Source organism: Desulfosediminicola ganghwensis (assembly GCF_005116675.2).
Lineage (GTDB): Bacteria > Desulfobacterota > Desulfobulbia > Desulfobulbales > Desulfocapsaceae > Desulfopila > Desulfopila ganghwensis.
Window position 1 is genome coordinate 4,841,274 of record NZ_CP050699.1, and the last position, 24,319, is coordinate 4,865,592.

The following is a 24,319-nucleotide window of genomic DNA, read 5'->3' on the forward strand; positions in this document are numbered from 1 at the left end:
CTCACCCAAGGTAAATCGGATATAAACCAATGAACTTTTTGTACGAAAGAATAACGTATATCTTTGACCCGCTTCACCACCACTGGGAGCAGGAAAAAATCTACCGTAAAATTTCAGTAGCCCTGGTGCTGTTTTTTCTCTCCTATCTTGTCGTAATTGAAATTAAACGACAGGGGTTGTTGGGAAATGAAGTATTCGATGTTATTCCGACCAACCATTTTTATGCCATCTCCAGCGCTTTTACCGTGGTGCTGATTCTTGAGGTTATCAGCCTGGTCTTTACTCTGCCCTGTTCGTTTTCCAAATCCGTGGGAAAACAGTTCGAGATTCTTTCTCTGATCCTGTTGCGTAACGCGTTTAAAGAGTTGCAAAATTTCCCGGAACCACTCACATATGCCGGAAATGAAGAGGCTATACTACGCATTGCTTCAGATGGCTTCGGAGCTTTGCTGATATTCGCCCTGCTGGGCTACTACTACATAGTACAGGCCAAAGCCTCGGAAGAGACGATGCGGCCAACCGATCTTTATGCCTTTGTCGCAGCCAAGAAAGGCATCGCCCTGCTTCTCTTGTTCACATTCATCTACATGGGAATCAACAACCTTTTTGACTCCCTGGCGGGCAGAGAACACGACGATTTTCTGCACCAGTTCTATACTATGCTGATATTGTCGGATATTCTTGTGGTTTTGATCGCCCAGTGCTTTCAACCGTCGTTCCAGGCCATGTTTCGAAACTCAGGATTCGCCCTGTCTACCCTGATGATACGAATAGCCCTCGCCGCCCCTCCTTTTTATAATGTACTACTTGGGCTTGCCGCGGCCGTGTTTGCAATACTGCTCACCCAAATCAGTATGTCGTTGTTTATAAAGCCCAGGAGCAAGGCAAGAGAAACGTAACAGAAAGGAAAAAATAGAGGGGGGGTGAGATATTACCAGACGCCCGGAATCACCGCAGAACATTCCAGGCATCTGCCGTCAATCATGGATTTGCCCTGGATGGAAAAACCGAGCCGGCTGACGACCACCGTCCCACATGAGGGGCAGATGGTATCTTCCCCACCCTTGCTGAGGATGTTGCCGACATAGACCTGCTGCAGACCGGCCTCAAAGCCTATCTCCTGCGCTTTAAGGAGAGTACGCTTCGGCGTGTGCTTCTCTTCGAGCATTTTATAGCTCGGGGAGAAAGCGGTTACATGCCAGGGAATTGTGGCATCCACCTCCACCAGGAATTTTGCAATATCATTCAATTCATCAACCGAATCGTTATAGTCCGGAATCACCAGAGTAGTAACCTCAACCCATACTCCCAGCTCCCGCATCAGCTTCACGGTGTCCAGCACAGGCTGCAAACGTGCGCCGCATACTTTGCGGTAAAATTCATCCCGGAAAGATTTGATATCAATATTTATTGCGGTCAGAAATGGCGCTATAACCCGCGCCGTGCGCCCGGTCATGTAACCATTTGAGACAAAAACATTGTAGATACCGTTATCTGCTGCCAGCTGGCAACAGTCGTAGGCAAATTCGAAGAAAATTGTCGGCTCCACATAGGTGTAGCTAATGGTTTTACACTCAGCTTTAAGTGCAGCATCCACCACTTCCTGGGGAGACCGGGTGAGACAGAACCTGGTGGGATCATCGCCCATAGCAACCTGGGAGATGGAGCTATTCTGGCAATGCCTGCAGTGAAAATTGCATCCTCTGGTTGCTATGGAATAGGAGGTTGAGCCCGGAAAAACATGAAACAGAGGCTTTTTCTCGATGGGATCCACATGTTCAGCTATCAGCTTTCCGTAAACGAGGGTATATAACTTACCGCCACGGTTTTCCCGGACGTTACAGAGCCCCCGCTTACCATCGCGAATTTTGCATTCGTGGGCACAAAGCTCGCACTGAATCACCCCCTCATGCCTGGTATACAATCTCGCCTCATGCATATCGTTTTCTCTCAACCCCGTTCACTCTTTCTGCATAATGTTGTTCACAGTAGAGCACACGCCTGAAAAGAGCGCGTGGCATGTCATCTTTAATGATGTTGCTGCATGGCACCTATAAAAGACAAACAGCGCTACATTATTGAATAAACAGCGAAGTCAGCAAGCGAGAGTCACAGGTTCATCGGACAACCGTGAAACACGACAGGGCATTGGCCTGAGCACGTAAGATGTTTCATAGCTGGCGAAACATGAGCTCTTTTACAGTTCGTAAGGCTTTCACCCAGATAAACTCAGGCCGTTTTCTTTGAGCCGAACTTTGTGACCACAAGGTCTGCTGTCCCGGATTAGGAATCTCAAGTTTGGAGCCGCTACGATCGATATGACTCACAATTCCCTCTACATGCCACTTTTTCATATCCCCCCTCCAACATATGGATTATTGCCAAAAAAAGTGCATATTTAAAAGCTTGCTTAAATCGTATCACAAAAAAAATTGGTTCGTCAAACGTGTCAAAATCTTTGGGCTCACGTCCTGTATACCGGCTAGCTGGACAGATTCACTCCAAATACCCGAACACATAAAAAATATTACTATTTTGCTCTGTCCCTACAGTAGGATGGAACTGGTCGTGAGAACTTGGGTGAAAAGAGAATTTTTTGCCGTTGAAATGGCCATCAGGCGGACTCAAGCCACCTGCCATTGATGAAAAGTTCGTGGGGACGAAAGTGCTCTTTATAGCACATGGCATCAACACCCTTGATGAGATACCCCAAGTAAAGATAATCAATACCATAGTCAAGACACATCTCAACCAGGGTGAGGATGTTGAAGGTACCGAGGCTTCTGGCCGACTCATCGGGGTCGAAATAAAAATAGACGGCATTCATCCAGTTGCCGCCAAGATCAATGACAGAACCACCGATAAGTTTATCTTTGCATGAAAACTCGATACGCACCGAGTCGACGATGGTATTGCAGAAAAACCCGCCGTAATACCCCTCGGCGGTATTATGTTCCTGTGGATAGCGGGCCTGGAGGAAACGGTCGCACAGGGCCATGTTGTCATGGTCCATATCCACCGGAGTAACCCGAACGGACAGGTCGCTGTTCTTTTTAGCAGCCCTTCGCTGATTCCTGTTTGATTTAAATTTCTCCGGCCTTAGGCGGATAGGGATACATGCACTGCACTGAGCGCAACGCATGTTATACAGGCAGTTGCCATTGCGGCGGTACCCTGCTGCCAGAAACAGTTCCATTGCCCGGTCTGTCAGGGGCCCGAACATCGCCTGATGAAAACTGGCCATATAGGGCAATCCGTAAGGACACTCGGTATTCAGCTCCACAAAATACCTGTCTACCCTGTTCTGGAGTGCGGCAAATTCAGCGGCGCAGGTTATATCGTAATCGGTCGTCAATGTATTCTAATGTATGCTCATCAGGTACTGCAGCCCGGCTGGTTACCCGTTCGCAACCAACCCTGCAGGAGCACCTGTCTGTTTTCTTTATACAAGCCCCTGGTCAAGCATGGCATTGACCACTTTTATAAAGCCGGCAATGTTTGCTCCCACCAGATAATTCTGGCCGGCTCCATATTCGGAAGCCGCATCAAGGCAGGTTTTATGGATACATTTCATGATCTGCTTCAGCCTGGCGTCCACTTCTTCCCGCGGCCAGGACAGGCGCATTGAATTCTGGGCCATCTCCAGGCCCGAGACAGCAACTCCGCCGGCGTTGGCGGCCTTGCCCGGTGCGTAGAGTACACCACTATCGATCAGGATATCCACCGCATCCGGCGTGCAGGGCATGTTCGCACCTTCGCTCACGAGCCTGACTCCACCCTGTAAGAGGTTCTCCGCATCCACTTTATTCACTTCATTCTGGGTTGCACAAGGCATTGCGCAATCCGCAGGGTGTGACCAAAGTGGATTGTGGTCAAGGGTTGGGTCTACTGCAGTGTATACGGCATTAGGGTACTTCTCCACATATTCCTTGATCCGCCCCCGCATTACGTTCTTCAACTCTTTTACATACCTGAGCTTTTCACAGTCAAGCCCTTCTTCATCGTAGATATAGCCGGAAGAGTCAGAAAGAGTTACCACTTTGCCCCCAAGTTCCAGAATTTTTTCTGTGGTATATTGCGCCACATTTCCAGAACCGGAAACGAGGCAGGACTTGCCCTCCAGCGTTTCCCCTTGAGTCTCCAGCATCTCTGCCGCAAAATAGACATTACCATAGCCCGTTGCCTCGGGTCGGATCAGACTTCCACCCCAGTTGAGACTTTTGCCGGTAAGAACGCCTGTAAACTCATTGCTCAACTTCTTGTACATTCCGAACAGGTAGCCGATCTCCCTGGCGCCCACACCGATATCACCTGCCGGCACATCGGTATCTGGGCCAATATGGCGATACAATTCCCCCATAAATGATTGGCAAAAGCGCATTACCTCACCATCAGAACGGCCCTTGGGGTTAAAGTCAGAACCTCCTTTTCCCCCTCCCATGGCCAGTGTTGTCAGCGAATTCTTGAAAACCTGCTCAAAGGCTAAAAATTTTATGATGCCCAGATTCACAGACGGATGAAAGCGCAGCCCCCCCTTGTAAGGGCCCAGAGCACTATTCATCTGCACCCTGAAGCCACGATTGACTTGAACCTGACCATCGTCATCCTGCCACGGCACCCTGAACATGATAACCCGCTCAGGTTCGGTAACTCTCTCCAATACACCTTGCTGCCTGTAGGCGGCGTTACGATCAAGAACAGGTTTTACCGTCTCCACTACCTCCTGTACCGCCTGATGGAACTCACGCTGTTCCGGATCCCGTCCTTTGACAAGACTCATTATCTCGTCCATCGTGCCTCCTTCGCTAACTATACTGCTGATTATACATCCTCTGCCCCTCGATCTCACAAACCTGGTCCTGATGAAAAGAACCGGGAAGAATACATGCCTCTGAATTTTTCCCGTCACATTTTATGATGAGCGGTTTTTCAAACCGTACATGCCGAACAAATTTCAGCCGCTCGATCTCCGGCTGCTCGCTCAGCCAATGCCAGTCTACGAAATCATCTCCCCGGCTCTTTTGAGGCTTTCGGGGCTGTCTCTCGGTTATGGTCAGGTAGGGGATTCCAAGAGAGGTGATATTCTGGAAAAAATGTGACCCCTGGGAAGGATCTACTTTCAAGATATCGTTTCTGAGTTCTATAATAGCCCCTACCCGCGAAATATCCGCCCACTGCACCGGTATACCAAGCCACGGATCGGCAGACCCCCATCTGCCCGGTCCTACCAGCAGAAATGGCCTGTCTTCTGCCGTGAGTTTTCTATTTATTGCAGCTATCTCCATGGCAATCTGCCTGGTCTGGCCAGGGTCGAAATCATCAGGATTTACATAGACCAGATCTGCCATGGTCTCGAAATTCCCATGCCCTAAAGCCTCACTGGAAAAACTGAAGGAATTTTCAATATCTTTATCACAGATCTGTACATCTGCCCGCTCACTGCCAGTCACCATCGGCCGAATCTGCAGAAAGTAAAAAGTGGATTTTTTCAGCTCAGGTTCGATCGCCACCGCAAACTCAATCTCAACTTCACAGCCCATACCTTTCCTCCCGAGGCTGAGCAGTTCTGTGAGAATCTTTGAGATCGGATACGCATCATATTTCAGCAACTGGGCAAAGGTCATGATCTTCAAGCCTGGCAAGTATGCATCGCGGATGACATGTTCTTCGGCAAAATAGGTGGAAGAAAGCTGCTGCACCGGCAGCTCATTTTCAGCGTCCTGAATCGAGCGTTTGACCAAATTTGATCCATACCTTTTCAGGCAGGTGTTATCCAGCATATTCAAAGCATAAAACTCCCGCTGACAGTTTTCCAGAATATCATCAACGGTGGAAAACTGTAATAACCGCTTGGGGTATTGCGGCGAAAATCGAAGAGATTTTTCCCCCTCAACCACGGTCTTGCCGACTCCAAGCGCTATGTGGACAATCCCCTCCTCCGGCATCATCCCCATCACCGGATAATAATTGTGCGACTGCGCCACCCCGGCAATTGACGGGTACCAGTAATCGCCATACCGGTTACCCACGACCTGCTGGATAATAATTGCCATCGAGTCTCCCCGGCCCTGGCTTGAATATCTGGAGAATGCCCGGGGGCTTTCAAACCAGGTTGAGGCGTAGACAAGTTTTACCGCACTCTCCAACTGACTGAGACGCTCCTGAAAGTCCTCATTGTTGTTGGCTAGAAAGTAGGTTGAATAGAGCCCTGCGTATGGCTTGAACAGTGCATCCTCAAGCAGGCTCGAAGAACGCACCGACAGCGGCAGATTATTTTTTTTCAGAAAAGCGGCCAGATCTTTTCTCAGCCAGGCGGGCAGTGTGGCATCAAGGAAGAGATCAGCAACCTTTTCATCCGGCATATCCGGCTGGTACTTCAATTTATTTTCAGCCACAAAGGCATCAAAGCCGTCCGCAGTAATCACACAGGTTTTAGGAATTGTTACCGTATAATCGGTCAGCACCGAACCTTCAGAATAGGCTCCCTGCAAACAGGCCCACATAAAGGCCAATCCCCTGGCCTTGCCCCCCATGGTCCCTTCACCAATCTTAACAAAATCCATGATATCGATGTCATAACCGGCATCCCTGAATTTGACGACAACTCCCTGCTGACGTAATTTCCGCAGCGAGTGTACTTTGAATATCAGGTCCTCGCGCATCTCCTTAATGTTTCCAATGTTAGAAATGTAATCGCAGTGCAGACGACGGGCCAGGGCAACCTCAGCCCTGGCCATAACCCAGTTTGAAAAGTGGTTGCGTTTAGCATGATACTCTAGCGACTCGTCAGGTATCTCGGCCAGCATTCGTTCAAACTCATACAAGGTGGAGGCGTGCCCGATTGCGGTTTCATCCGGCATTCTGAACACAAAGTCACCAAAGCCTAGATAATTCAAGAAAAATCTATGTATTTCATCCCGAACGAGTGGCGAATCTTTATTGATGAATATTGCCGGCAGGCTCTCTGCTGCCTTTCTGTTTTGCGACTCTGAACTAACCATCAGCAGCGGCAGGTCAGAGACTTCCTTCCGGACCTTGGATAAAAAGGAATAGCCGGCAGAGGAATCTATTTCCCCTGCCTTTTTGAACCTCGCATCGGATATAATGGCAAAGACATATGGCTTATAGCGCTCATAGAGGTCCATCGCCTCTTCATAGGTGGTAGCCATCAAAATTCTCGGCCGCGCCCGCATCCTGAGCAGCCTGTGGCGCTCATTGAGGCTCTCGTCCAGAACCGATTGGGTCTGCAGAACTATCTCCTGGTAAATCATCGGCAAGAATAAAGAGGCATAAACAGGAGAGTCTTCCACATAGATGATTACCCTGACCATGGCCCTGCCGATATCCTCATCGACATTTCTATGATCTTCGACGTTCTTGATAATTGCCAGCAGCAGATCAGCTTCGCAACACCAGAGAAAGATCCTGTCAACCCCATGGGCATCGAGCTTGTCAGCAAACGTAGAGCGTATGTGGTGGGCAACCAGAATGACAGGCACATCGGGCCGGATCTTCTTAATTTCGCCACCCAGTTCGAATGCGTCCATGCTCCCCAGATACGGCATGGTCATAACCATATCGAAGGGACGCCGTTTGAGGATACCAAGTGCCTCCTCGGCAGTTGAAACTCTGGTTATTCTAGGGGCTTTGCTTAGATTCAAACCATGATACTCTTTGATCAGCCTGGTTGCCAGGCTACCATCCTCCTCCATAATAAAGGCATCATAGAGACTGGAAACTAGCAGAATTTCCTGCACCTTGAACTGCATCAACTCATGAAATACCTTGAAATGAGGATCGAAATCCGAAACTATCCTTCCTGAGTCGATGAGCATGGGAACACCTTGTTATTTGGCGGAGAAGATATCCATCAGGGACTGCTTTCAGCTTTCTCCAATTCCCCTGATCCTCAGCTTGAAAATATGAGGGCCAGGCGTGAGATGATGCGTGACAGATTAGCTCAACACGCCTCGCTTTTTAAAGCTGAGCTTCAGGGGTAATCATATAGCTTTTTACGCTTTTTATTATTGTAAGCAGCAAAAACCTGTATTGGTAGTATTTCTTGACAGCGGTACTCAGAACCCGGATGTAATGATTTCTCTAAAAAGTCAGCAGACATCTGCTGATATCCGATCTCCTCCTGAAATTCAGGAGACCTCGCCGCCCACCACCAGGTAGACAACAGGAGCGTAGGCGGTAATCAGGATAAATATTATTAAAAACAGAATACTGGCAGGTATAGCCATGGCTCTGTAACGACTGACGGGAACGGCCAGACCTGCCAGCTTTTTCAGGGGTTCGATGAGCCCTGATGTTGCTCCTAAAAATGTGGCGGAAAACAATGATAAATAGATAGGAAATCCTATGTAGGAATAGTTGGCCTGCAAAATATCAAACGGGCATCTGTGTGAGGGCATGGCATATATATATGAGGAAAAAAATACGATCACGGTCCAGAGGGCAGTTGGAAAGAACACAATCCAACCAGTCGTGTTTAACATTAATATTGCATTTGAATAACTTTTACCTTTTTGGGCGGTGTAAAACAGTTGAATACCACTGGTGGCAAGAATGAAAGTGGTCAAATAGAGACTACCTAGGAGAAGTACAGGAGAATAAGGGTCAAGCAAGTTGTAACCGTCACCGGAGGAGGACTTGAACAGCACGCCGCAGCATGATGTGAGTACATCCGGTTCCAGTTTGATCAGGTACAGGAACTGGAACACAGCATCAACAACCATCAGTGGTAAGAGGAAAAAGAGAAAGATATACTTGGATTTCACTAAAGGATAACTCTCTGACTGATTATCCAGATGGTTAAGCAGCAGCCAGTAGCCGCAGAAAAACACCAAGACAATCTTCACAAGGAGCGTAACAATGCCATAATCATTGGCCAGGAATGCTCCCGTGGCACACATTGCACCAACAAGCGCCCCTGAAAAGGCATCAGCCGCCAACACCAGCATAACTAAGGAAACAACCTGAAAGAAAAGAGCATATTTCATCAGCGCCGAAGTGAGCCAGACCTCTGTCTCTAATCTGATCTGTCGTGCGGTGTCTGCACCGGAATCCCAGAAACAGACAACTTTGATCCCACACCAGGCTGCCATCAGGCCGAGAAAAAGAATACCGACCGAACAGATCATCAAAGCGATGGCCCAGCCGTTTACCAGCATGCTCAGTCCCCCAGGACAACAGATCTTTCGTTCACCACATCCCTGAAACCAGACTGTTGATCAACCTCGGGTAGTACCCTGCCATCAACCACATCCATTACCCGATCTATCTCAACACGCTCGAAAACACGAGGGTCGTGTGACGCTATAACAATTGTCTTGCCTTGCTTTTTCAGCTGAGCTATCGAATCCATAAAAGAAGTCGCCAGACCAGAGTCCAGGTGAGCGGTGGGTTCATCGGCAATGATTACTGGAGGATTATTAATAAGCGCCCGGCATATGGCTACACGCTGCAGTTCGCCCCCTGAGATGCTGTCCGCCTTGAAATATGCCCGCTCCATAAGATGGTAACTGCTCAACAGGGCTGCCGCCCTTTCGGTTCGATCTTTGCCGGAAACACCTGCCGGAAACAGCGGCAAACTGACATTTTCGATTACGCTGAGATCCCCGATTATATTGAAATCCTGAAAAATGAATCCAATTTTTTCTCTTCTGAACCGGCAGAGAAAATGATCTGGTAACCTGGACACCTTTTTGCCACCCAGCTCAGCCCTGCCGCTCGACGGAGGAAATATGCAGCCGATTATAGAAAGAAGTGTTGTTTTACCTGAGCCGGATGCACCGCGCAGACAGACCATTTCTCCGCTCGCTATTGCCAGGTCAACCCTCTGGAGAGCAATGACTTCATTCGACTCGCCCCGGTTATAAATCTTTGTCACTCCTTCAAGCTCAATCCGCATGCTACACCACCGTATCTGCTCTCACGACTGAACTGCGCCAGGATGGAACTACGGTGGCGCAGAGATATGGGAGTACCGAAAAAGCGAGGATCAATATAATATCTTCGACCAGCAGGGGTGGGGCAATAGTCAGCCCCGGTCTCAAAACGGACCACCCCAACAACAACGGTTTGAAGATAGCCCCCTGCCACCACATTATATGTACCCAGGCCAGGCCATAACCCAGCAGAAACGCTAACAGAGAAACAAGCGTGGACTCCCAGAATCGCACTGCCATCACATCGGCGGTCTCCCAACCGAGCACTTTGAGTATTCCAACTTCCCGAATATCTTCCCTGGTGAGCCCTGATGCCTTGTCATAGGCAAGAATTGCGAACGCAGCTAGTGATGCCAACAGGCAGAAGCTTCCGAAACCACTCCGCCAGCCAAACACGACACTGTACGTCTTAAGTATCTGATCTCGAGTCAACACCCGGGTGCCAGGTAAACGATCTGCAATTTTCGCAGCAATAGTGTCGATCTCCCTTGGGTTACCGGCATAAACCATGAGATCTGTTATCTCATCTTCGCCCATGGCAAACAGATTTCTTGCGGCCCCGAGCGAAACAAGCAAGATATCCCCGGTTACCGGCTCAGTTTTCTCATCAAATACGCCGGTGGTTGTGAAGGAAACCAATTCAAGGTCTGGGCGAAATAGAGAAAAACTCTTACGTTCACCAAGCCCCATCGATCTGCGCACTCCCGTGCTCAACACCACATCTCCCATGCTACCGGCTGTCGGCAATTCTCCTTTGATGCCCTCAACAGGCAGGGCATGGGAACCATTTTCTGCCAAGTCGAGCCCCACCACGGTGTAGTTCGCTCCGTTCTTTTCATCGAAATAGTAACCCCAGATTCTGGGTGTTATAGACTTAATTCCAAAAATATCATCTATTCTGGTTGCGGCATCTGCTGTCAACGATACCTGGCGTCCGGCTACCAACTGCTGCACGGTAATCTCCGGTGCATGCTTGAGCACCTGAGCCGCCAACTCGGTCAGCCCGCGACTCATGAGCAGAAATGAGGAAAAAAGAAAAATGACCAGACTGAAAATGACGAGTATGCCGAAATTTTTTGTTTTCTTCCTGTTGAGAGATCCCAGAGTGTAGTCCAGGATATTCAGCTGGCGCTGCAACTTGAGCCGAATACTCATTATTGAACCGGCCGGAAGAAAGAGCCTGAAGGGAAGTGTTCCAACGCCCCGGGATGATCCATAAATGGAACCACCTCATCGCTCACCGCAGGGTGTCTGGTGTACCTGGCCTCAGTTGATAGAGCCAGATCAGAAAGGCCCATCAGCGATACCATTTCACCAGCTACCGCATAAGATGCAAGAACATCTGTTCTTCGCTCCATTATGCTCACCAGAAGTGTTAGCATTGATAGAATTACAGCCACAACCAAAAGACAAAACAGGCGAAGTCGAGGGATCGTGCCGCTCATTTCTTCATGCCGCCCATCATCTTGTGCCCTTTTCGAATACTTTGCACAAGCTCATTATCGATTTCATCAAATAAGAGAACTCTTTTGCCGCGGTGATCTTTAGCAAAATTCTTAGCGGCCTCCATGGTTTCGAAAGGCACAAACTCATTTCCCATGGGACCATAAACATCACTGCCCATTACATAAAACGCCTGCTCGCCGTCTATCCACTCCTGACTGTAGTAATCCCGTACCACCACATCTCCAACAGTTGCATCACCTGCGCCAAAATCCTTTGGTGACATGTAATACGCCAACATGTCCTTGGGACCGTCAAACATTTCCACCCTGTCATCCGACAAACGAATCTGAGCAACCCAGGTCGGATACTTACTGACAAACATTCCGCAGACCGGGCAGCGATCTCTGGCGGTCACCACAGCAAGAGGTTTACTTTCGCCGGCTTTGGAGTTCACTACAATTATCGCCCCTTCCACCAGCAAAAACACCATGACAAGTGTCAAACCAACAATTCGTTTCATCAATTTCACCCCTCAAATGATGTGCGGTGCAACCATTGAACGTTTTTTAATTTTCATGCAAATACTCTCCCAGCAATTCTTCAAATTCAGCTTCGCCCACCCCACCGAAAAGAGTTGCCAGTATACGCCTGTCCGGGCCGATCATAAAAGTCTGAGGATAAATTTTGACGTTAAACAAATCCGCCAACCTGGCATCCTCATCCATCACCACATGAAATTTAATACCCAGTTTTTCTATATAGTCATCCACAGCCTGGCGCTCTTCAAAGAAGCTGCTCACATAGACGATGGTCAGACCCTTGTCCTTATATTTACTGTAATATTGATTAAATAACGGGGTATCAGCTTTACAGAATTTGCAATTGGTTTCCCAGAACCTGACAATCACCGGTTTCCCCCCCAGATTTGAAAGCACAATCACATCACCTTCCAGATCCCGGGCCATAAAATCAGGCGCCTCATCACCAGCCATAAGCGGCCCGCCGGTTCTCTCCTGCTTGCACCCGAAAAACAAAAAAATAACACAAGAAAAAAGTAGAAACCAATTGAATGTCAGGTTCTTCACTGCCTACAACCTCCTTTCCCATGCGGGTTCAGGCATCAGTCCATTTCTAGCTGCTCCCCCTCACCGTTGTCCGTGTCCATATTTCATTTTTTTCAACTTGTCGAACTTGTGCGGCCTGTGCTTCCATGGTACAGTGTGGCACCAAATGCATCATATATAATTGTTTTACCAGAAGTATACACGTTGCCTAACGATTGCTTAAGGACTTTATACTCCTGTTGTCCGTAAGGTTGGATACAGGCAAAACAACCCGGAATCAACAGGTCGGTCAAGCAGGCGCAAAACACTTCTGGACCGTAGTGTGGCACAATTTGTATTGCCTGAGGTCCACCAACACTCAGGCTATTGATTTTGGCTAGGAATGTTATGGAAAATACAGATTTTCTCCAGATCCGGAAGCGCTTAGGCAAAACCCAGAAAGAGCTTGCAGCTTTGCTGGGTACTTCACTCAAAGCCGTCAGCAGTTACGAGCAAGGTTGGCGCGGTATACCTGCCCATGTGGAAAGGCAGTTATTCTTTTTACTGTCGCAGAAAAGTGGCAAGCGCCACAACATGAAAAACTGCTGGGAAACAAAGCGTTGCCCCGAGAAAAAGCGTCGCCAGTGTCCCGCATGGGAGTTCGATGCAGGTCAGATTTGCTGGTTTATCAACGGCACTATCTGCAACTCAACGAACAGATCCAGTTGGGAAGAAAAGATTGAAGTCTGCAAGGAATGTCAGATAATGAAACGAGCCTGCTGCTAGACAGGTTCGTTTTCGGACTCATCAGAGAGCTTGAAGGTTTGCGTTCAGAGGGTGAACTTGAGGCCTGACACCTAACCGACAAAAGGACTCCACCAGGTCTCCATTCGACATAACAGGAATTGCGATCAGATATCCACAGACTGCAATTCCTGTGGCGTGTTTATATTGCTCCAGGCAAACTGCAGTTCCTCAGGCACAGGCAACAATTTCGTCTTTGCAAAATCAGCCACTCTGCCTATGCGCCTCTCCCCCATTGCACAAAGCTTCTCAAAATAGTGTTTGCTCTGAGGTTCATACCTGGCAAAAAGCGGTTCAGCCGTTCTGCCATCGGTAAGAGTGGGCAAGCCCGCCCAGCCTCCCAAAACCGGGCTATCCAGAACCCAGCGAACAGCCTCCTCCGAGATATGCGGCATATCACAAGCAAGAAGCAGCCAGGATACATCGGGTTGCCATCGCATGGCAGATAATATACCTGTCAATGGCCCCTGCACATCCGGAATATCAGGAATCCTCGGCAAAAAGGCAAGAGATTGCGGGACACTGCCTTTGCCAGAAAGTACGACCCCATCCACATGGGGCTCAAGAAGTCGCACCACCCGCTCTAACCAGGTAGTTCCATTCTTATCTTTCAGCAGATGTTTCGGTTGGCCCATTCGTGAGCTTTTACCACCGATCAGGATACAAGCCCAGACAGGTCTCTTTTTCTGTAATCTGCCGGCGTGTGTCCAGATAGTTTCAAAACCGTCTTGCAGGGTGCCATCGCCCAATATGAGCTCACGGTTATTTTCCGCCTTTTCCTGTAAGCCCCCATGGGCAAATGTTAACTGCCAGAAATCTTTAATATCTTCTTCGCCTTCAACAAACACCAGATCGTGAGAACGGAGCAGCTCCCTGGCCTGCACCAGTAGTTGATGCTCGTCACCCACGAACGAGTAACCTGCAACAATGTCTGACAGGGATCCTTCCAGGTTCAACGACGTACATGCGCCCGACAGGGCTCCAGCAACCAGTGAGTCATAGCGGATGAGTGATATTTCAAGTCCGGCTTCGACAAAAAGCGGCAATAACGAATACACAGTTTCACGCAACTCATTGCCTTGGCCAGCTGGGATACAGTAAACAGGCAAATTCAAACAAGACGCTCCCATTACCACCCTCCGACACAGAGTCTCACGTTCATATCCTTAAACCTGAATTGCTTGGCGGCAGGGCTCCTGCCTCACGCCCACGGGCAAGAAAAAGCTCGATTGCCGCAAAACCCTCTGCGCCGAGGTCACGTGAATAATCATTGACATAAAGACCGATATGGCTCTGCACCACCTTTTCGTCCATCTCCTGGCTATACTGACGAATATAGTCCAGGCAGGCTTCCGGCTTTTTGAAAGCAAACTCCACACTCGCGCCAATCGTCCTTTCGATTTGCAGCACCTTATCCCTCCCCAAACTTCTCCTGGCCACAATCGCCCCCAGCGGGATAGGCATGCCCGACTGATCTTCCCACCATTGCCCCAGATCCTGCAGGCAGAAGAGTCCATACTGCTGGTAGGTAAAACGGCTCTCATGAATAATCACCCCGGCATCCACTTCGCCATTCTTCACCGCATCCATGATCATGTCAAAACGCATCTCCACCAGATTGCTACAGCCGGGAAGCAGCATTTGCAATAACAGCGCCGCCGTTGTGTATTTGCCCGGGATAGCTATCCGTTTATCCTTGAGATGGTCAATATCCACCTCTTTGCCTGTAACCAACAGTGGGCCACAGCCACGACCGAGAGCACTGCCTGTTGCCAGTACGCAATATTCGTCGAGGACATGACCGAGCGCATGGAAGCTCAGCTTGGTTACATCCAGTCTGGACTGGAGTGCCCAGCTATTCAGGGTTTCAACATCTTCCAGATACGGCGCACCATAGCTGAGCCCGCCGAGATCGACTTTACCATGCATCATTGCATAAAAAATAAAGGTATCGTTGGGACACGGAGAGTAGCCCAGCGATAGCTGAGAGCGCGATTCACTCATAAAAACTCCTTTAACAACAGGGCGGCGGTCTCGCCTGCCTTTTCACAGGCCCGGCTGAGTTGCCAGTTCTGCAGATTTCTATCTTCCACCATGTTTGAGATCACCCGGATCTCCAGCATGGGAATATCATACAATGCGCAAACCCTGGCCGCGGCAGCGCCCTCCATATTCTCACAGAGGCCATTGGAGTACCTGCGTAGCGACTCCCCCCGACGCCTGGTGCCACTGGCGCAATTGACCGTTACAAAATTGCCAACGACATGTTCAAGCCCTGCTGCGGAGAGTGCAGCTGTCGCCCTGTTGAGCAAGGATCGGCTGAGCGGGTAGTTACTGCATGGGACCAGATCGCTGGAAAAATATTCCAGCTCATCTCCGACCTCGACGCCGAGATCGCCGAGAAATTCCTGTTCAGCCAGACACAGGGAGAGCAGCCCGGCCCGCTGCTCGTGCTCAGCCGGATGGATATACGCGCCGCCAACACCAAACTGCAGCACACCTTTAACCTGCCGGTGATGCTGGGCCAGATACTGTCCGAGCCGGGCAGCAGTCTCCAATATACCGACCCCGGAAATCATGAGCGCCCAGCGTTCACTTTCCGCCCCCATTCGGGAACGAAGAGAAGCAGCTTCCATTTCAGTTGCAGCAACCGCAAGTATCATGGTATTGAGATCAACTCCATAGTTTGCCAGACACCTCTTTTAAAACGCACGCTAGCGGACTAGAAGAGTTGTTGGCCGTTTTCACTACTGATCATTATAGTACACAATATGCTACAAAGCAGGACTCCTGCTAAGCACCAGATGACCAGACGAATTTCAAAGCAGGGACAGTATACCCCAATGGACAAGGATTTCACCCTCGAGGCATATAATTACCACCTTCCCCAGGAAAACATTGCCCAGCGTCCCGCTGACAAGCGTGACAACTCACGGCTGCTGGTTCTGGACGCCGGTGAAGGTCACCGCAGCCATAAGCGATTTGCTGATATTGTAAACTATATTGACGACAGGGACATGTTGGTAGTCAATGACACCAGGGTTTTCCCGGCACGGCTTCATGGCAAAAAGGAATCAGGCGGAAAAGTTGAGGTTTTCCTGCTGAGCTTTCCAAGTACCAGCGACCGCCGCTCCGGTGAGGGTGAAGTTGAGGCGCTGATTAAAAGCTCCAAACGCCCCCGCCCCGGCTCTAAAATCATAATCAACGACAGCCTGTACTTTCAGGTAATTGAACTGCTGGATGGTGGCAAAGCGGCGCTCAAAATCTATTACGACCAAAACAGGGAACTCACTGAAATTCTCTCAGCTTGCGGCCAGGTTCCCCTGCCTCCTTATATAACCCGGGAAAATGGTACCACAGGTGAGGACGTCAACCGCTACCAGACAGTATACGCGAATCAACCTGGTGCTGTTGCCGCACCCACTGCTGGGCTTCATTTCACAGACGACCTCATAGACACCCTGAAACAGCGGGGTGTACTTTTCGGTTCTATCACTCTGCACGTCGGTTACGGGACTTTTGCTCCCGTAAGGGCAGAAAAAATCAAAGACCACTCAATCCACCAGGAATATGTCATTGTCCCGGAAGAGACCGTAGCAAAAATCGAAGCAACCAGAAAACGCGGAGGCCGTATCTGGGCTGTTGGAACCACCACGGTACGAACCCTTGAGTTTGCGGCACGCGATGGTGAGCTGAAAGCGATGGAAGGTTTTTGCGATCTTTATATCTATCCCGGTTACGAATTCAGGGTTATCGACAACATGATCACCAATTTTCACCTGCCCGAATCATCGTTGATGTTTCTGGTTTCCGCTCTTTGCGGAAGGGAATCCCTGCTGGAGTGTTACAATGAGGCGATAGAACTCGGATACCGGTTCTATTCATATGGCGACGCCATGGCGGTGATAACCACAGCCGGGGCAGTGGGCAATGATAAACACTGAAAACCGCAAAGCGGCTAACACCTGTTGATAAACAAGCGTTAGCCGCGCAAACAGTGATACAGAGATCCGGGCAACTATACGTCTACGATTTGGTATGAATGTGCCCGAAGATGCTGCAAATTATTAATTCGCGTATCAGGATGCAGAAGATGCCGGACAGCCGGAACAACCACCGCCGGTCGAGCAGGCGGGAGCACTGCTTGAGGAACTGGTTTCCGATTTTGCTGAGGTAGATGTATAACCGTCGGCATACCAGCCACCGCCCTTGAGCTGAAAGGAACTTCTGGACATGAGTTTTTTCAACCCACCCTCACATTCCGGACAGGTGGTCAATGGATCATCTGCCATTTTCTGCTGAACTTCAAACACTTTATGACACGCATCACATTCGTACTCGTAAACTGGCATCTCTGCTCCAATCTCTAATTACTGAAATTTTTTCTATGATAGTTCCTTGAAAAAGCCTTGCGACCTGATCAAACACTGACATTGTGTCTAAAACAGGCGTTAGAATAATTCTCCTGCATCATCATGTCAACAGTACGACCACTACTATCATATTTTTTCCATATCACACAACCCCTCCAGCTAACGTCGGAATCCTTGCGCCGCTTGTTGTTCCTATCTGTTTCTGGTATAGAAGATCAAACACCAGTCAATTGCGGAACTTCCAGCTCCGCCAATTATTTAGCGATTACGACTTTTCTCTTTATCACTTTTTTTTGACAAAACTTTATGATAGGTATTTTTGATTCAGGAGTCGGCGGCATGACCGTCATGCGGGAAATCACCAATCTGCTGCCCGATCTGCCAACCTGCTATCTTGGTGATCTTGCCAGGATGCCCTATGGTTCTAAAAGCGACTCGGCCATAATCGACTACTCCGTCGAAAACACCAATTTCCTGATAGATCAGGGGGCAAAGCTGATTATTGTTGCCTGTAACTCTGCTTCAGCGGTTGCCACAGGGAAACTGCGAGAGCAATTCAAGGTGCCCATCCTTGAGGTTATCACCCCGGCGGTGCATGAGGCACTGGCCAGAAGTGAAAAAGGCAGAATTGGTGTCATTGGAACCAGGGCGACTATCCGTAGCGGCAGTTATGAGCAGCAGATTACAGCTCTTAAACCCGGGTTCAAGACCTATTCCGCTGCCTGCCCCCTGCTGGTGCCGCTGGTGGAGGAGGGATTTACCAATGCCAGAGAGACGAAAATGATATTACGCAGGTATCTCTCAACGCTCAGGCACAAGCAGATAGATGCACTGATACTCGGATGCACCCACTATCCACTGTTGAAAAAACTCATCCAACCACGGATAGGTAAGCGCGTTCACCTTGTCGACCCGGCGGAAGCAATGGCCCGATACCTGCAGACCTTTCTTCACGATCATCCGAATTTGTGGGATTCAATTGAAAAAACAGCTGAGCACAGGTATTGTGTAACTGATCTTACAGATTCTACTCAAAGAATAGCTGATACCATCTTCCAGAGACCAATCGAGTTTACCCGCTTATGATATATATTACCGTTCAAGAGTTACCCTGCATTGTCCGCAAGCTCTCTTTCATCCTGATCACCCTGTTATTTTTACTCACTGTTTCTCCGGCTTATGCTGTGTCAACCACTGAATATCCGGAACAGATCGCCGAAAGACTGCAAAAACGTTTCGATGCCATGTCCAGCCTTTCGTTTACCTTCAATCAACGCAGCCAGGGGCAGATGGGCGGCAGAGCCAAAACAGGCAGCGGTACCGCCTACTTTTCCAAATTGGACAAGACTCCCAAGATGCGCTGGAACTATAGTGCGCCTGAGCAACAGGTACTGATCAGCGATGGTACTACTTTTTCCATGTATTTTGCCGAGCTCAAACAGCTGATTGTTACCCCGGCCGAAGCTCTGGATAACGATGTCACCTACGCATTTTTCAGTGGTAAATCGAGGATCGCCGAAAGTTTCCACATACTGCCGCCTGACGAACATTATATGAGCGACCAGGCTTCCGGACAGAAGGATGTACCCAAAATCATCAAACTTGTTCCCAAGGAGCAGCAGTCCCAGCTCCAATCTGTCCATCTCTGGGTGGATGACGAATCACTGATACGTAGGATTGAACTGCTCGACCTTTTCGATACCGTAACCGTTATAAATATCAGCAAGATTGACGTTGATTTTCTGGATAACAAACGCCAGGAAGCTCGCAAACTGTTCTCATTTACTCCCCCTGCCGGCACCGAGATAATCCGTCAGTAATACCTCGACTATATGACTTTTTCTTCGGATAACGGGCGAACTTCACCAACACCAGACAAGCAGTCACATCTGGCAATGATTTCAATGCCCTGGGCTATTTACAATCGTCCTTCGATTCAGCTCGGCTCTCTCAAGGCATATGTTGAGACAAACAGCGAATTCAGCGCACACTGTTTTCATCCCTATCTCGACATCGCGGCTGCGCTCGGCACTGACCTGTACACCACCATTTCAGACAGCAGCTGGGCCGGGGAGGCAGTGTTCTCCGCCCTGCTGTTTGAGGAAAAATACCCTGAGGCTGAAAAGCTCTTCAATAAGAGCCTGAAGAAATCTGCCGCATCTGCCAGTGATCGGCCCGTCTTTGAAAAGACAGTCAAGGCCGTCGAAGAAGTATGCAATAGCTGGCTGGCAGAAACCGACTGGAGCAGTTTTCAGCTTGTCGGTGTATCCGTCTGTTTTAACCAGCTACTAGCATCTCTGTATATCTCTCGCAAAATTTCCAATCTCGCAGGATCACCGCCAATCGTCTTCGGTGGCTCATCCTGTGCCGGTGAACTGGGAAAATCCCTGCTCGCCACTTTTCCCTGGATAGATTTCGTGGTCGACGGTGAAGGCGAGGCTTCACTCGTTGATCTGCTCGAATACCTCACGAACCAAACGGGAAAACTGCCGGATTGCATTTATAGCAAGGCCCCGGTGGCCACATCCCCCCTCAGCCAGGAAATAACGGATTTAAACGCACTGCCCACACCCGACTTCGATCACTACTTCAAGCAGCTCAGGATAACCTTTCCGGATTCTCCTTTCTCCCCGATATTACCCGTCGAGTTTTCCAGGGGATGTTGGTGGAACAAGTGCACCTTCTGTAATCTGAATCTGCAATGGCATAACTACAGGGCAAAAAACGCTGAAAAGATGCTCAGCGAGTTAAGCACCCTCTGCAAACGCTTTCAGTGCCTTGATTTCACTTTCTGTGACAATGCCTTGCCAGTCGGGGAAAGCAAACGTTTCTTTGACACCATGGCCCAGGTTGAGCCTGATATACGTTTTTTTGCCGAAATCCGTGGTACAACCTCTTATGAGTCTCTGCTGGCATTTAGAAAAGGAGGGCTCGATACCATCCAGGTTGGTATAGAATCTCTCTCAACATCTCTTCTTACCAGGATGAAAAAAGGGGTTACGACCATAGAAAACCTGGCAATTATGAAACATGCCATGGCCGCAGGTATTCGTCTCGAGGGCAATCTGATAGTAGAATTTCCCGGCTCCACAGAGCAAGAAGTTGCCGAGACCGCCGAAAACATTGCGTATGTTCTGCCATTTCATCCTCTTTCAGCTGCTGCCTTTTTTCTCGGCCACGGTTCTCCAGTTGCCTGCAACCCACAGGAATTTGGAATCAGTGCTCAGCTCACCCACAGTAAGAACAAGAGTCTCTTCCCTGATAGTGTGCTTCACACAATGACTCTGCTCTCTTCGGAATACAGAGGGGATCGCAGTAAACAGAAAATCCTGTGGCAACCGGTCAGGAAGAAAATCGAAAAATGGCAGGAATTCCACAAGTTGCGTGAGGACGGGCAGCCACCTGCTCTCAGATACCGTGATGGAGGCAACTTCATAATTATCCGGCAGGAGCTTGCCGACGCCCCACCCCTTCGCCACAAACTCACGGGCCTATCACGCCAGATCTATATTTTTTGCAGCGAAATTCGCACCCTGGATGAGATCAAAAAACAATTTAATTCAAGTAAAGATTCCGCAATACTTGCATTTATCGATCAACTCTGTCAAAAACGACTGATGTTCCGTGAACACAGTCGCGTCCTCTCCCTGGCAATCAGACAGCGAAAATGATGCAGAATCAGTTGAGAAAAGACTGGTTCGGTACAGCAGCCAAGCAAAGGATAGCAGCCAGGCTCAATCAAAATAACATAATTTATTGGGTTTCAATACATTGAAAGGCCTTGCACGCCGGTACGTTTAGACCCACATTATAATAGAATCGTAGAAACCAACCGTTTTTTTTGAGGTCGTAAAGAGCAACCTCATCAACCCATAACCATTACTTAAGTACATCGGATTTACGGAAAACCACATGGACTCAAACAACGACAGCTTTGAAGCCCTGTTCAACCAGGAAGCCACGAAGAAGCTTCGCCATTTCAAGCCAGGCCAGAAAGTATCAGCCACCATCATCGATATCAGTGGTGAATCCATCTTCCTGGATGTCGGCGGCAAAAGTGAAGGAATCGTAAACAGCGCCGAATTACGAAACGAAGAGGGAGAACTTCAGGTCGCCGTTGGCGATGTCATTGAAGTCTACTTTTTGAAATCCAGCGGTTCAGAGTTGGTCTTTGCTGCCAGGCTCGGCGGCGGCTCAGGCGCTGAACAGCTCGAAGATGCCTTTCATAGCGGTATCCCTATTGAAGGATTGGTTAAAGCTGAAATAAAAGGTGGTTTTGAGATCACCCTCGGCGGCAACATCCGCGCCTTCTGCCCGTATTCACAGATGGGCCTCAGACGCGTTGAAGATGCCGCCGCCACCTATCTCGACACCCGTATGACCTTTCGCATAACAAAGTTTGAACCAGGCGGCAGGAACATCGTGGTGTCTGCCCGTGCCATTCTGGAAGAAGAGCAAGAGGCCAGGCGCGAAGAACTCCGCCAGACCTTATCTGAAGGTGACACGGTTGAAGGTGAAATCACCTCACTCAGGGACTTTGGCGCTTTTGCCGATATCGGCGGCATTGATGGCCTGATCCCTATTTCCGAGGTTGGCTGGAGTCGGGTGGAAAATATTGCCGACGTCTTCACCGTTGGTCAAAAGGTCAATGTTATCATCAAGAAACTTGATTGGGACAACAACCGAATCTCACTGAGTTTCAAAGAGACACTCACCGACCCTTGGGAGGAAGCTGTCACCAATTTCCCTGAAGGCTCAACTGTAACTGGCAAAGTCGTTCGCCTCGCCCAATTCGGCGCCTTTGTCAATCTGGCTCCCGGTGTCGATGGCCTGGTGCATATTTCCAAACTTGGCAGCGGCAGAAGAATCAACCACCCCCGTGAGGTGGTCGAAGAAGGTCAGGAGCTTGAGGTAATCGTTGAATCCATTGACCTGGACGAACGACGCATCAGCCTTGCACCTACCGATTACGTCTCCGAGGAATCCAAGGAGAATATTGAAAAAGCCGACTACACCAGCTATGTGAAGAAATCTCAGAAGAAAGAAAAAGCCGACAGCAATACAGGCAGCTTCGGAGCCTTGCTGAGAGCCAAGATGGACCAGAAGAAGAAGTAGGTTTCAGCTCGTCATCAGACATCATTTACAGCTAAAAAGCCTGCAGATACTGACAGTATCTGCAGGCTTTTTTATTTTTGGGCGGGCTAAACGCCCTGCCTAAAAATTCTTAGAGCGTGCCTGTATATAGCGATTGAGCTTTATTCCCCTTTTTTGACACAGGCCGCCTGCCGCATTGCCTCGAACATGATCACTGCCGCGGCGACGGAACTGTTTAACGAGTCAAGGGTCCCCTCCATCGGGATGGAAATGAGCATATCACATTCCTTGCGCACCAGCGGCCTGATACCTTTCCCCTCGCTCCCCACTACAATACAGGCAGGCAGATTGAGGTCGGTCTCATAGAGTGATACGGCAGTCTCATCCTTGATGGCACCGAAAACCCAGGCTCCGGCCTCTTTGAGCTTTTTGAGCGCGGTGGCAAGATTGGTCACCTGACAGATATCAATGTGTGACATTGCACCAGCTGACGATTTTGCGGCAGTTCCGCCAAGAGGAGCCGAACGCTCACGGGTCAACACAACTCCTGTTACCCCTGAAGCAAGAGCAGAGCGAATAATTGCGCCGAGATTATGTGGATCCTGCAAACTGTCGCAAACTATCAGGCGTGGCTTTTCACCGGCCTCGATTCTTTGCCTGAAGCGCTCGACAATCGTATCAAAATCAATCAGCGAAGAGGCGCTGGTTTTTGCCAGAACGCCCTGATGACGGACCTGTGAAGCCCCCTCACCAATCAGCCTGAATGATTGCAGAAAGCTCACTTTGACCTTTGCCTTTCTGGCCAGTTCAACGATCTCATCCTGCTTTTTCCCTCTGCGCTCTTTCAGCAGAATGACCTCTGTAACCCGCTCAGGCTCCCTGGTGAGTGCCTCGACCACCGGATGAGTACCAAACAATAAATCGTCACTCAGTTTGATCCGTTTTTCTGCGGCAGGCCTCGTATCTTTATAATCTTTTCTCATGAATCCACTTCTACTCTTACCAACTCACCCGTTGGTCGTCTGCGAACCTTTGCCCTCTCGGCAATTATTATCGAGGAAAGAACTTCACATGCTTCTTCAAGGTTATCGTTAACCACCAGATAGGCATAATTGTCGACAGCCCTCATTTCGGTTCTGGCATTTTGCAGGCGGAGCTGCAATACATCCTCGTCTTCCGTGTTTCTCTTTCTTAGTCTGGTTTCCAGCACCGCAATGCTCGGTGGTGCAATGAAAATCTGCACGCTCTCAAATGCAACAGAGTTTCTTATTATTTCAGCTCCCTGTACATCAATATCGAGAATGACATCCTCACCACTGTCGAGCTGATCACGTACAGCTGATACGCTGGTACCATAGAGATTGTCGTGGACCCTCGCCCACTCAATAAACTGCTGCTTCGAGATCATTTCCTCGAAAGAATCCTTGTCCACAAAATAGTAATCCTTGCCGTCATGCTCACCTTTTCGTGGTGGCCGTGTGGTGTGTGATACCGAAAAGTTCAGACCCGGAATGCGTGCCATCACTTTTTTCAACAAGGTGGTCTTTCCCGTCCCGGACGGGGCCGAAATAACAAACAGTAAACCTTTATTCATTGGTTCCAGTGC

Annotated in this window: 24 protein-coding genes; 7 read left to right on the forward strand and 17 right to left on the reverse strand. The window is 49.2% G+C overall.

The genetic code is table 11. The annotated features are described in order from the left end of the window. The first annotated feature begins 29 nt into the window (after positions 1-29). On the forward strand, positions 30-899 hold the full coding sequence (locus FCL45_RS20745) for a hypothetical protein (protein ID WP_136796937.1): 870 nt from the start codon (positions 30-32) through the stop codon (positions 897-899). 32 nt (positions 900-931) lie between these two features. On the opposite strand, the gene amrS is transcribed toward FCL45_RS20745, so the two are convergent. The 11 genes from amrS to FCL45_RS20800 all read right to left on the reverse strand — a co-directional run bounded on the left by amrS (position 932) and on the right by FCL45_RS20800 (position 12,484). After that, positions 932-1,954, reverse strand: coding sequence for an AmmeMemoRadiSam system radical SAM enzyme (gene amrS, locus FCL45_RS20750; protein WP_228721385.1), 1,023 nt, complete (start codon positions 1,952-1,954; stop codon positions 932-934). Positions 1,955-2,171: 217 nt separating this feature from the next. Further along, a complete protein-coding gene (locus FCL45_RS20755; protein WP_136796938.1) occupies positions 2,172-2,354 on the reverse strand; it encodes a hypothetical protein in 183 nt (60 codons plus the stop codon). A 260-nt stretch (positions 2,355-2,614) separates the two neighbouring features. Beyond that, a complete protein-coding gene (locus FCL45_RS20760; RefSeq protein ID WP_136796939.1) occupies positions 2,615-3,355 on the reverse strand; it encodes an arginyltransferase in 741 nt (246 codons plus the stop codon). Positions 3,356-3,442: 87 nt separating this feature from the next. After that, a complete protein-coding gene (gdhA, locus tag FCL45_RS20765; RefSeq protein ID WP_136796940.1) occupies positions 3,443-4,792 on the reverse strand; it encodes an NADP-specific glutamate dehydrogenase in 1,350 nt (449 codons plus the stop codon). A 13-nt stretch (positions 4,793-4,805) separates the two neighbouring features. After that, positions 4,806-7,835, reverse strand: coding sequence for a PEP/pyruvate-binding domain-containing protein (locus FCL45_RS20770; protein ID WP_136796941.1), 3,030 nt, complete (start codon positions 7,833-7,835; stop codon positions 4,806-4,808). 312 nt (positions 7,836-8,147) lie between these two features. Then, the gene (locus tag FCL45_RS20775; protein WP_136796942.1) at positions 8,148-9,176 is read right to left on the reverse strand and encodes a hypothetical protein; all 1,029 of its coding nucleotides are present in this window, start codon (positions 9,174-9,176) and stop codon (positions 8,148-8,150) included. Positions 9,177-9,178: 2 nt separating this feature from the next. After that, the gene (locus FCL45_RS20780) at positions 9,179-9,916 is read right to left on the reverse strand and encodes an ABC transporter ATP-binding protein (protein WP_136796943.1); all 738 of its coding nucleotides are present in this window, start codon (positions 9,914-9,916) and stop codon (positions 9,179-9,181) included. A 1-nt stretch (position 9,917) separates the two neighbouring features. Further along, positions 9,918-11,108 (reverse strand): ABC transporter permease, encoded by a 1,191-nt coding sequence (locus tag FCL45_RS20785; RefSeq protein ID WP_136796944.1) that lies wholly within the window; start codon positions 11,106-11,108, stop codon positions 9,918-9,920. Continuing rightward, positions 11,108-11,311 (reverse strand): hypothetical protein, encoded by a 204-nt coding sequence (locus FCL45_RS20790; protein ID WP_228721386.1) that lies wholly within the window; start codon positions 11,309-11,311, stop codon positions 11,108-11,110. The genes FCL45_RS20785 and FCL45_RS20790 overlap by 1 nt, the downstream gene beginning before the upstream one ends. A gap of 83 nt (positions 11,312-11,394) precedes the next feature. Beyond that, a complete protein-coding gene (locus tag FCL45_RS20795; RefSeq protein WP_136796946.1) occupies positions 11,395-11,919 on the reverse strand; it encodes a nitrous oxide reductase accessory protein NosL in 525 nt (174 codons plus the stop codon). 46 nt (positions 11,920-11,965) lie between these two features. Further along, positions 11,966-12,484: a peroxiredoxin family protein gene (locus tag FCL45_RS20800; RefSeq protein ID WP_136796947.1), complete on the reverse strand. Its 519-nt coding sequence runs from the start codon at positions 12,482-12,484 to the stop codon at positions 11,966-11,968. A gap of 366 nt (positions 12,485-12,850) precedes the next feature. Here FCL45_RS20800 and FCL45_RS20805 point away from each other — a divergent pair, with 366 nt between their 5' ends. Beyond that, positions 12,851-13,228, forward strand: coding sequence for a helix-turn-helix domain-containing protein (locus FCL45_RS20805; RefSeq protein WP_136796948.1), 378 nt, complete (start codon positions 12,851-12,853; stop codon positions 13,226-13,228). A 125-nt stretch (positions 13,229-13,353) separates the two neighbouring features. Here the strand turns inward: FCL45_RS20805 and FCL45_RS20810 are convergent, their stop codons facing one another. Genes FCL45_RS20810 through mqnB form a run of 3 tightly spaced genes read right to left on the reverse strand, consistent with a single transcriptional unit; the run spans position 13,354 to position 15,909 of the window. Next, positions 13,354-14,376 (reverse strand): molybdenum cofactor guanylyltransferase, encoded by a 1,023-nt coding sequence (locus FCL45_RS20810; RefSeq protein ID WP_136796949.1) that lies wholly within the window; start codon positions 14,374-14,376, stop codon positions 13,354-13,356. Positions 14,377-14,404: 28 nt separating this feature from the next. Further along, on the reverse strand, positions 14,405-15,250 hold the full coding sequence (locus FCL45_RS20815) for a 1,4-dihydroxy-6-naphtoate synthase (RefSeq protein WP_136796950.1): 846 nt from the start codon (positions 15,248-15,250) through the stop codon (positions 14,405-14,407). Then, positions 15,247-15,909 carry a futalosine hydrolase gene (gene mqnB, locus FCL45_RS20820; RefSeq protein WP_136796951.1) on the reverse strand — a complete coding sequence of 221 codons (663 nt, stop codon included), beginning with the start codon at positions 15,907-15,909 and terminating at the stop codon, positions 15,247-15,249. The genes FCL45_RS20815 and mqnB overlap by 4 nt, the downstream gene beginning before the upstream one ends. Before the next feature lie 141 nt (positions 15,910-16,050). Here mqnB and queA point away from each other — a divergent pair, with 141 nt between their 5' ends. Continuing rightward, positions 16,051-17,190: a tRNA preQ1(34) S-adenosylmethionine ribosyltransferase-isomerase QueA gene (queA, locus tag FCL45_RS20825; RefSeq protein ID WP_275942943.1), complete on the forward strand. Its 1,140-nt coding sequence runs from the start codon at positions 16,051-16,053 to the stop codon at positions 17,188-17,190. A 135-nt stretch (positions 17,191-17,325) separates the two neighbouring features. On the opposite strand, the gene FCL45_RS20830 is transcribed toward queA, so the two are convergent. After that, positions 17,326-17,598, reverse strand: coding sequence for an FmdB family zinc ribbon protein (locus tag FCL45_RS20830; protein WP_136796952.1), 273 nt, complete (start codon positions 17,596-17,598; stop codon positions 17,326-17,328). A 327-nt stretch (positions 17,599-17,925) separates the two neighbouring features. On the opposite strand from FCL45_RS20830, the gene murI reads away from it, so the two are divergent. The 4 genes from murI (at position 17,926) to rpsA (ending at position 22,734) form a co-directional block, all read left to right on the forward strand. Then, positions 17,926-18,705, forward strand: a complete 780-nt coding sequence (gene murI / locus FCL45_RS20835; RefSeq protein WP_136796953.1) for a glutamate racemase — start codon at positions 17,926-17,928, stop codon at positions 18,703-18,705. Then, the gene (locus tag FCL45_RS20840; protein ID WP_136796954.1) at positions 18,702-19,439 is read left to right on the forward strand and encodes a LolA family protein; all 738 of its coding nucleotides are present in this window, start codon (positions 18,702-18,704) and stop codon (positions 19,437-19,439) included. The genes murI and FCL45_RS20840 overlap by 4 nt, the downstream gene beginning before the upstream one ends. Before the next feature lie 75 nt (positions 19,440-19,514). Then, positions 19,515-21,290 carry a RiPP maturation radical SAM C-methyltransferase gene (locus FCL45_RS20845; RefSeq protein ID WP_167495737.1) on the forward strand — a complete coding sequence of 592 codons (1,776 nt, stop codon included), beginning with the start codon at positions 19,515-19,517 and terminating at the stop codon, positions 21,288-21,290. 241 nt (positions 21,291-21,531) lie between these two features. Then, positions 21,532-22,734 carry a 30S ribosomal protein S1 gene (rpsA, locus tag FCL45_RS20850; protein ID WP_136796956.1) on the forward strand — a complete coding sequence of 401 codons (1,203 nt, stop codon included), beginning with the start codon at positions 21,532-21,534 and terminating at the stop codon, positions 22,732-22,734. 140 nt (positions 22,735-22,874) lie between these two features. Here rpsA and rlmB read toward each other — a convergent pair whose 3' ends face one another. Together rlmB and gmk are read right to left on the reverse strand one after the other, a co-directional pair. Further along, complete coding sequence (gene rlmB, locus FCL45_RS20855) at positions 22,875-23,696, reverse strand: 23S rRNA (guanosine(2251)-2'-O)-methyltransferase RlmB (protein WP_136796957.1); 822 nt, start codon at positions 23,694-23,696, stop codon at positions 22,875-22,877. Then, the gene (gmk, locus tag FCL45_RS20860) at positions 23,693-24,307 is read right to left on the reverse strand and encodes a guanylate kinase (protein WP_136796958.1); all 615 of its coding nucleotides are present in this window, start codon (positions 24,305-24,307) and stop codon (positions 23,693-23,695) included. Before gmk ends, rlmB begins: the two co-directional genes overlap by 4 nt. Between the last annotated feature and the right edge of the window lie 12 nt (positions 24,308-24,319).

What these genes read in the sequence shown, in the direction of transcription:
- FCL45_RS20745 (WP_136796937.1), top strand. Translation starts at nt 30, where the DNA reads ATGAACTTTTTGTACGAAAGAATAACGTATATCTTTGACCCGCTTCAC.
- FCL45_RS20755 (WP_136796938.1), bottom strand. Translation starts at nt 2,354, where the DNA reads ATGAAAAAGTGGCATGTAGAGGGAATTGTGAGTCATATCGATCGTAGC.
- gdhA (WP_136796940.1), bottom strand. Translation starts at nt 4,792, where the DNA reads ATGGACGAGATAATGAGTCTTGTCAAAGGACGGGATCCGGAACAGCGT.
- FCL45_RS20770 (WP_136796941.1), bottom strand. Translation starts at nt 7,835, where the DNA reads ATGCTCATCGACTCAGGAAGGATAGTTTCGGATTTCGATCCTCATTTC.
- FCL45_RS20775 (WP_136796942.1), bottom strand. Translation starts at nt 9,176, where the DNA reads ATGCTGGTAAACGGCTGGGCCATCGCTTTGATGATCTGTTCGGTCGGT.
- FCL45_RS20780 (WP_136796943.1), bottom strand. Translation starts at nt 9,916, where the DNA reads ATGCGGATTGAGCTTGAAGGAGTGACAAAGATTTATAACCGGGGCGAG.
- FCL45_RS20785 (WP_136796944.1), bottom strand. Translation starts at nt 11,108, where the DNA reads ATGAGTATTCGGCTCAAGTTGCAGCGCCAGCTGAATATCCTGGACTAC.
- FCL45_RS20790 (WP_228721386.1), bottom strand. Translation starts at nt 11,311, where the DNA reads ATGGAGCGAAGAACAGATGTTCTTGCATCTTATGCGGTAGCTGGTGAA.
- FCL45_RS20795 (WP_136796946.1), bottom strand. Translation starts at nt 11,919, where the DNA reads ATGAAACGAATTGTTGGTTTGACACTTGTCATGGTGTTTTTGCTGGTG.
- FCL45_RS20805 (WP_136796948.1), top strand. Translation starts at nt 12,851, where the DNA reads ATGGAAAATACAGATTTTCTCCAGATCCGGAAGCGCTTAGGCAAAACC.
- FCL45_RS20810 (WP_136796949.1), bottom strand. Translation starts at nt 14,376, where the DNA reads ATGGGAGCGTCTTGTTTGAATTTGCCTGTTTACTGTATCCCAGCTGGC.
- FCL45_RS20815 (WP_136796950.1), bottom strand. Translation starts at nt 15,250, where the DNA reads ATGAGTGAATCGCGCTCTCAGCTATCGCTGGGCTACTCTCCGTGTCCC.
- mqnB (WP_136796951.1), bottom strand. Translation starts at nt 15,909, where the DNA reads ATGATACTTGCGGTTGCTGCAACTGAAATGGAAGCTGCTTCTCTTCGT.
- queA (WP_275942943.1), top strand. Translation starts at nt 16,051, where the DNA reads ATGACCAGACGAATTTCAAAGCAGGGACAGTATACCCCAATGGACAAG.
- FCL45_RS20830 (WP_136796952.1), bottom strand. Translation starts at nt 17,598, where the DNA reads ATGCCAGTTTACGAGTACGAATGTGATGCGTGTCATAAAGTGTTTGAA.
- murI (WP_136796953.1), top strand. Translation starts at nt 17,926, where the DNA reads ATGATAGGTATTTTTGATTCAGGAGTCGGCGGCATGACCGTCATGCGG.
- FCL45_RS20840 (WP_136796954.1), top strand. Translation starts at nt 18,702, where the DNA reads ATGATATATATTACCGTTCAAGAGTTACCCTGCATTGTCCGCAAGCTC.
- FCL45_RS20845 (WP_167495737.1), top strand. Translation starts at nt 19,515, where the DNA reads ATGATTTCAATGCCCTGGGCTATTTACAATCGTCCTTCGATTCAGCTC.
- rpsA (WP_136796956.1), top strand. Translation starts at nt 21,532, where the DNA reads ATGGACTCAAACAACGACAGCTTTGAAGCCCTGTTCAACCAGGAAGCC.
- rlmB (WP_136796957.1), bottom strand. Translation starts at nt 23,696, where the DNA reads ATGAGAAAAGATTATAAAGATACGAGGCCTGCCGCAGAAAAACGGATC.
- gmk (WP_136796958.1), bottom strand. Translation starts at nt 24,307, where the DNA reads ATGAATAAAGGTTTACTGTTTGTTATTTCGGCCCCGTCCGGGACGGGA.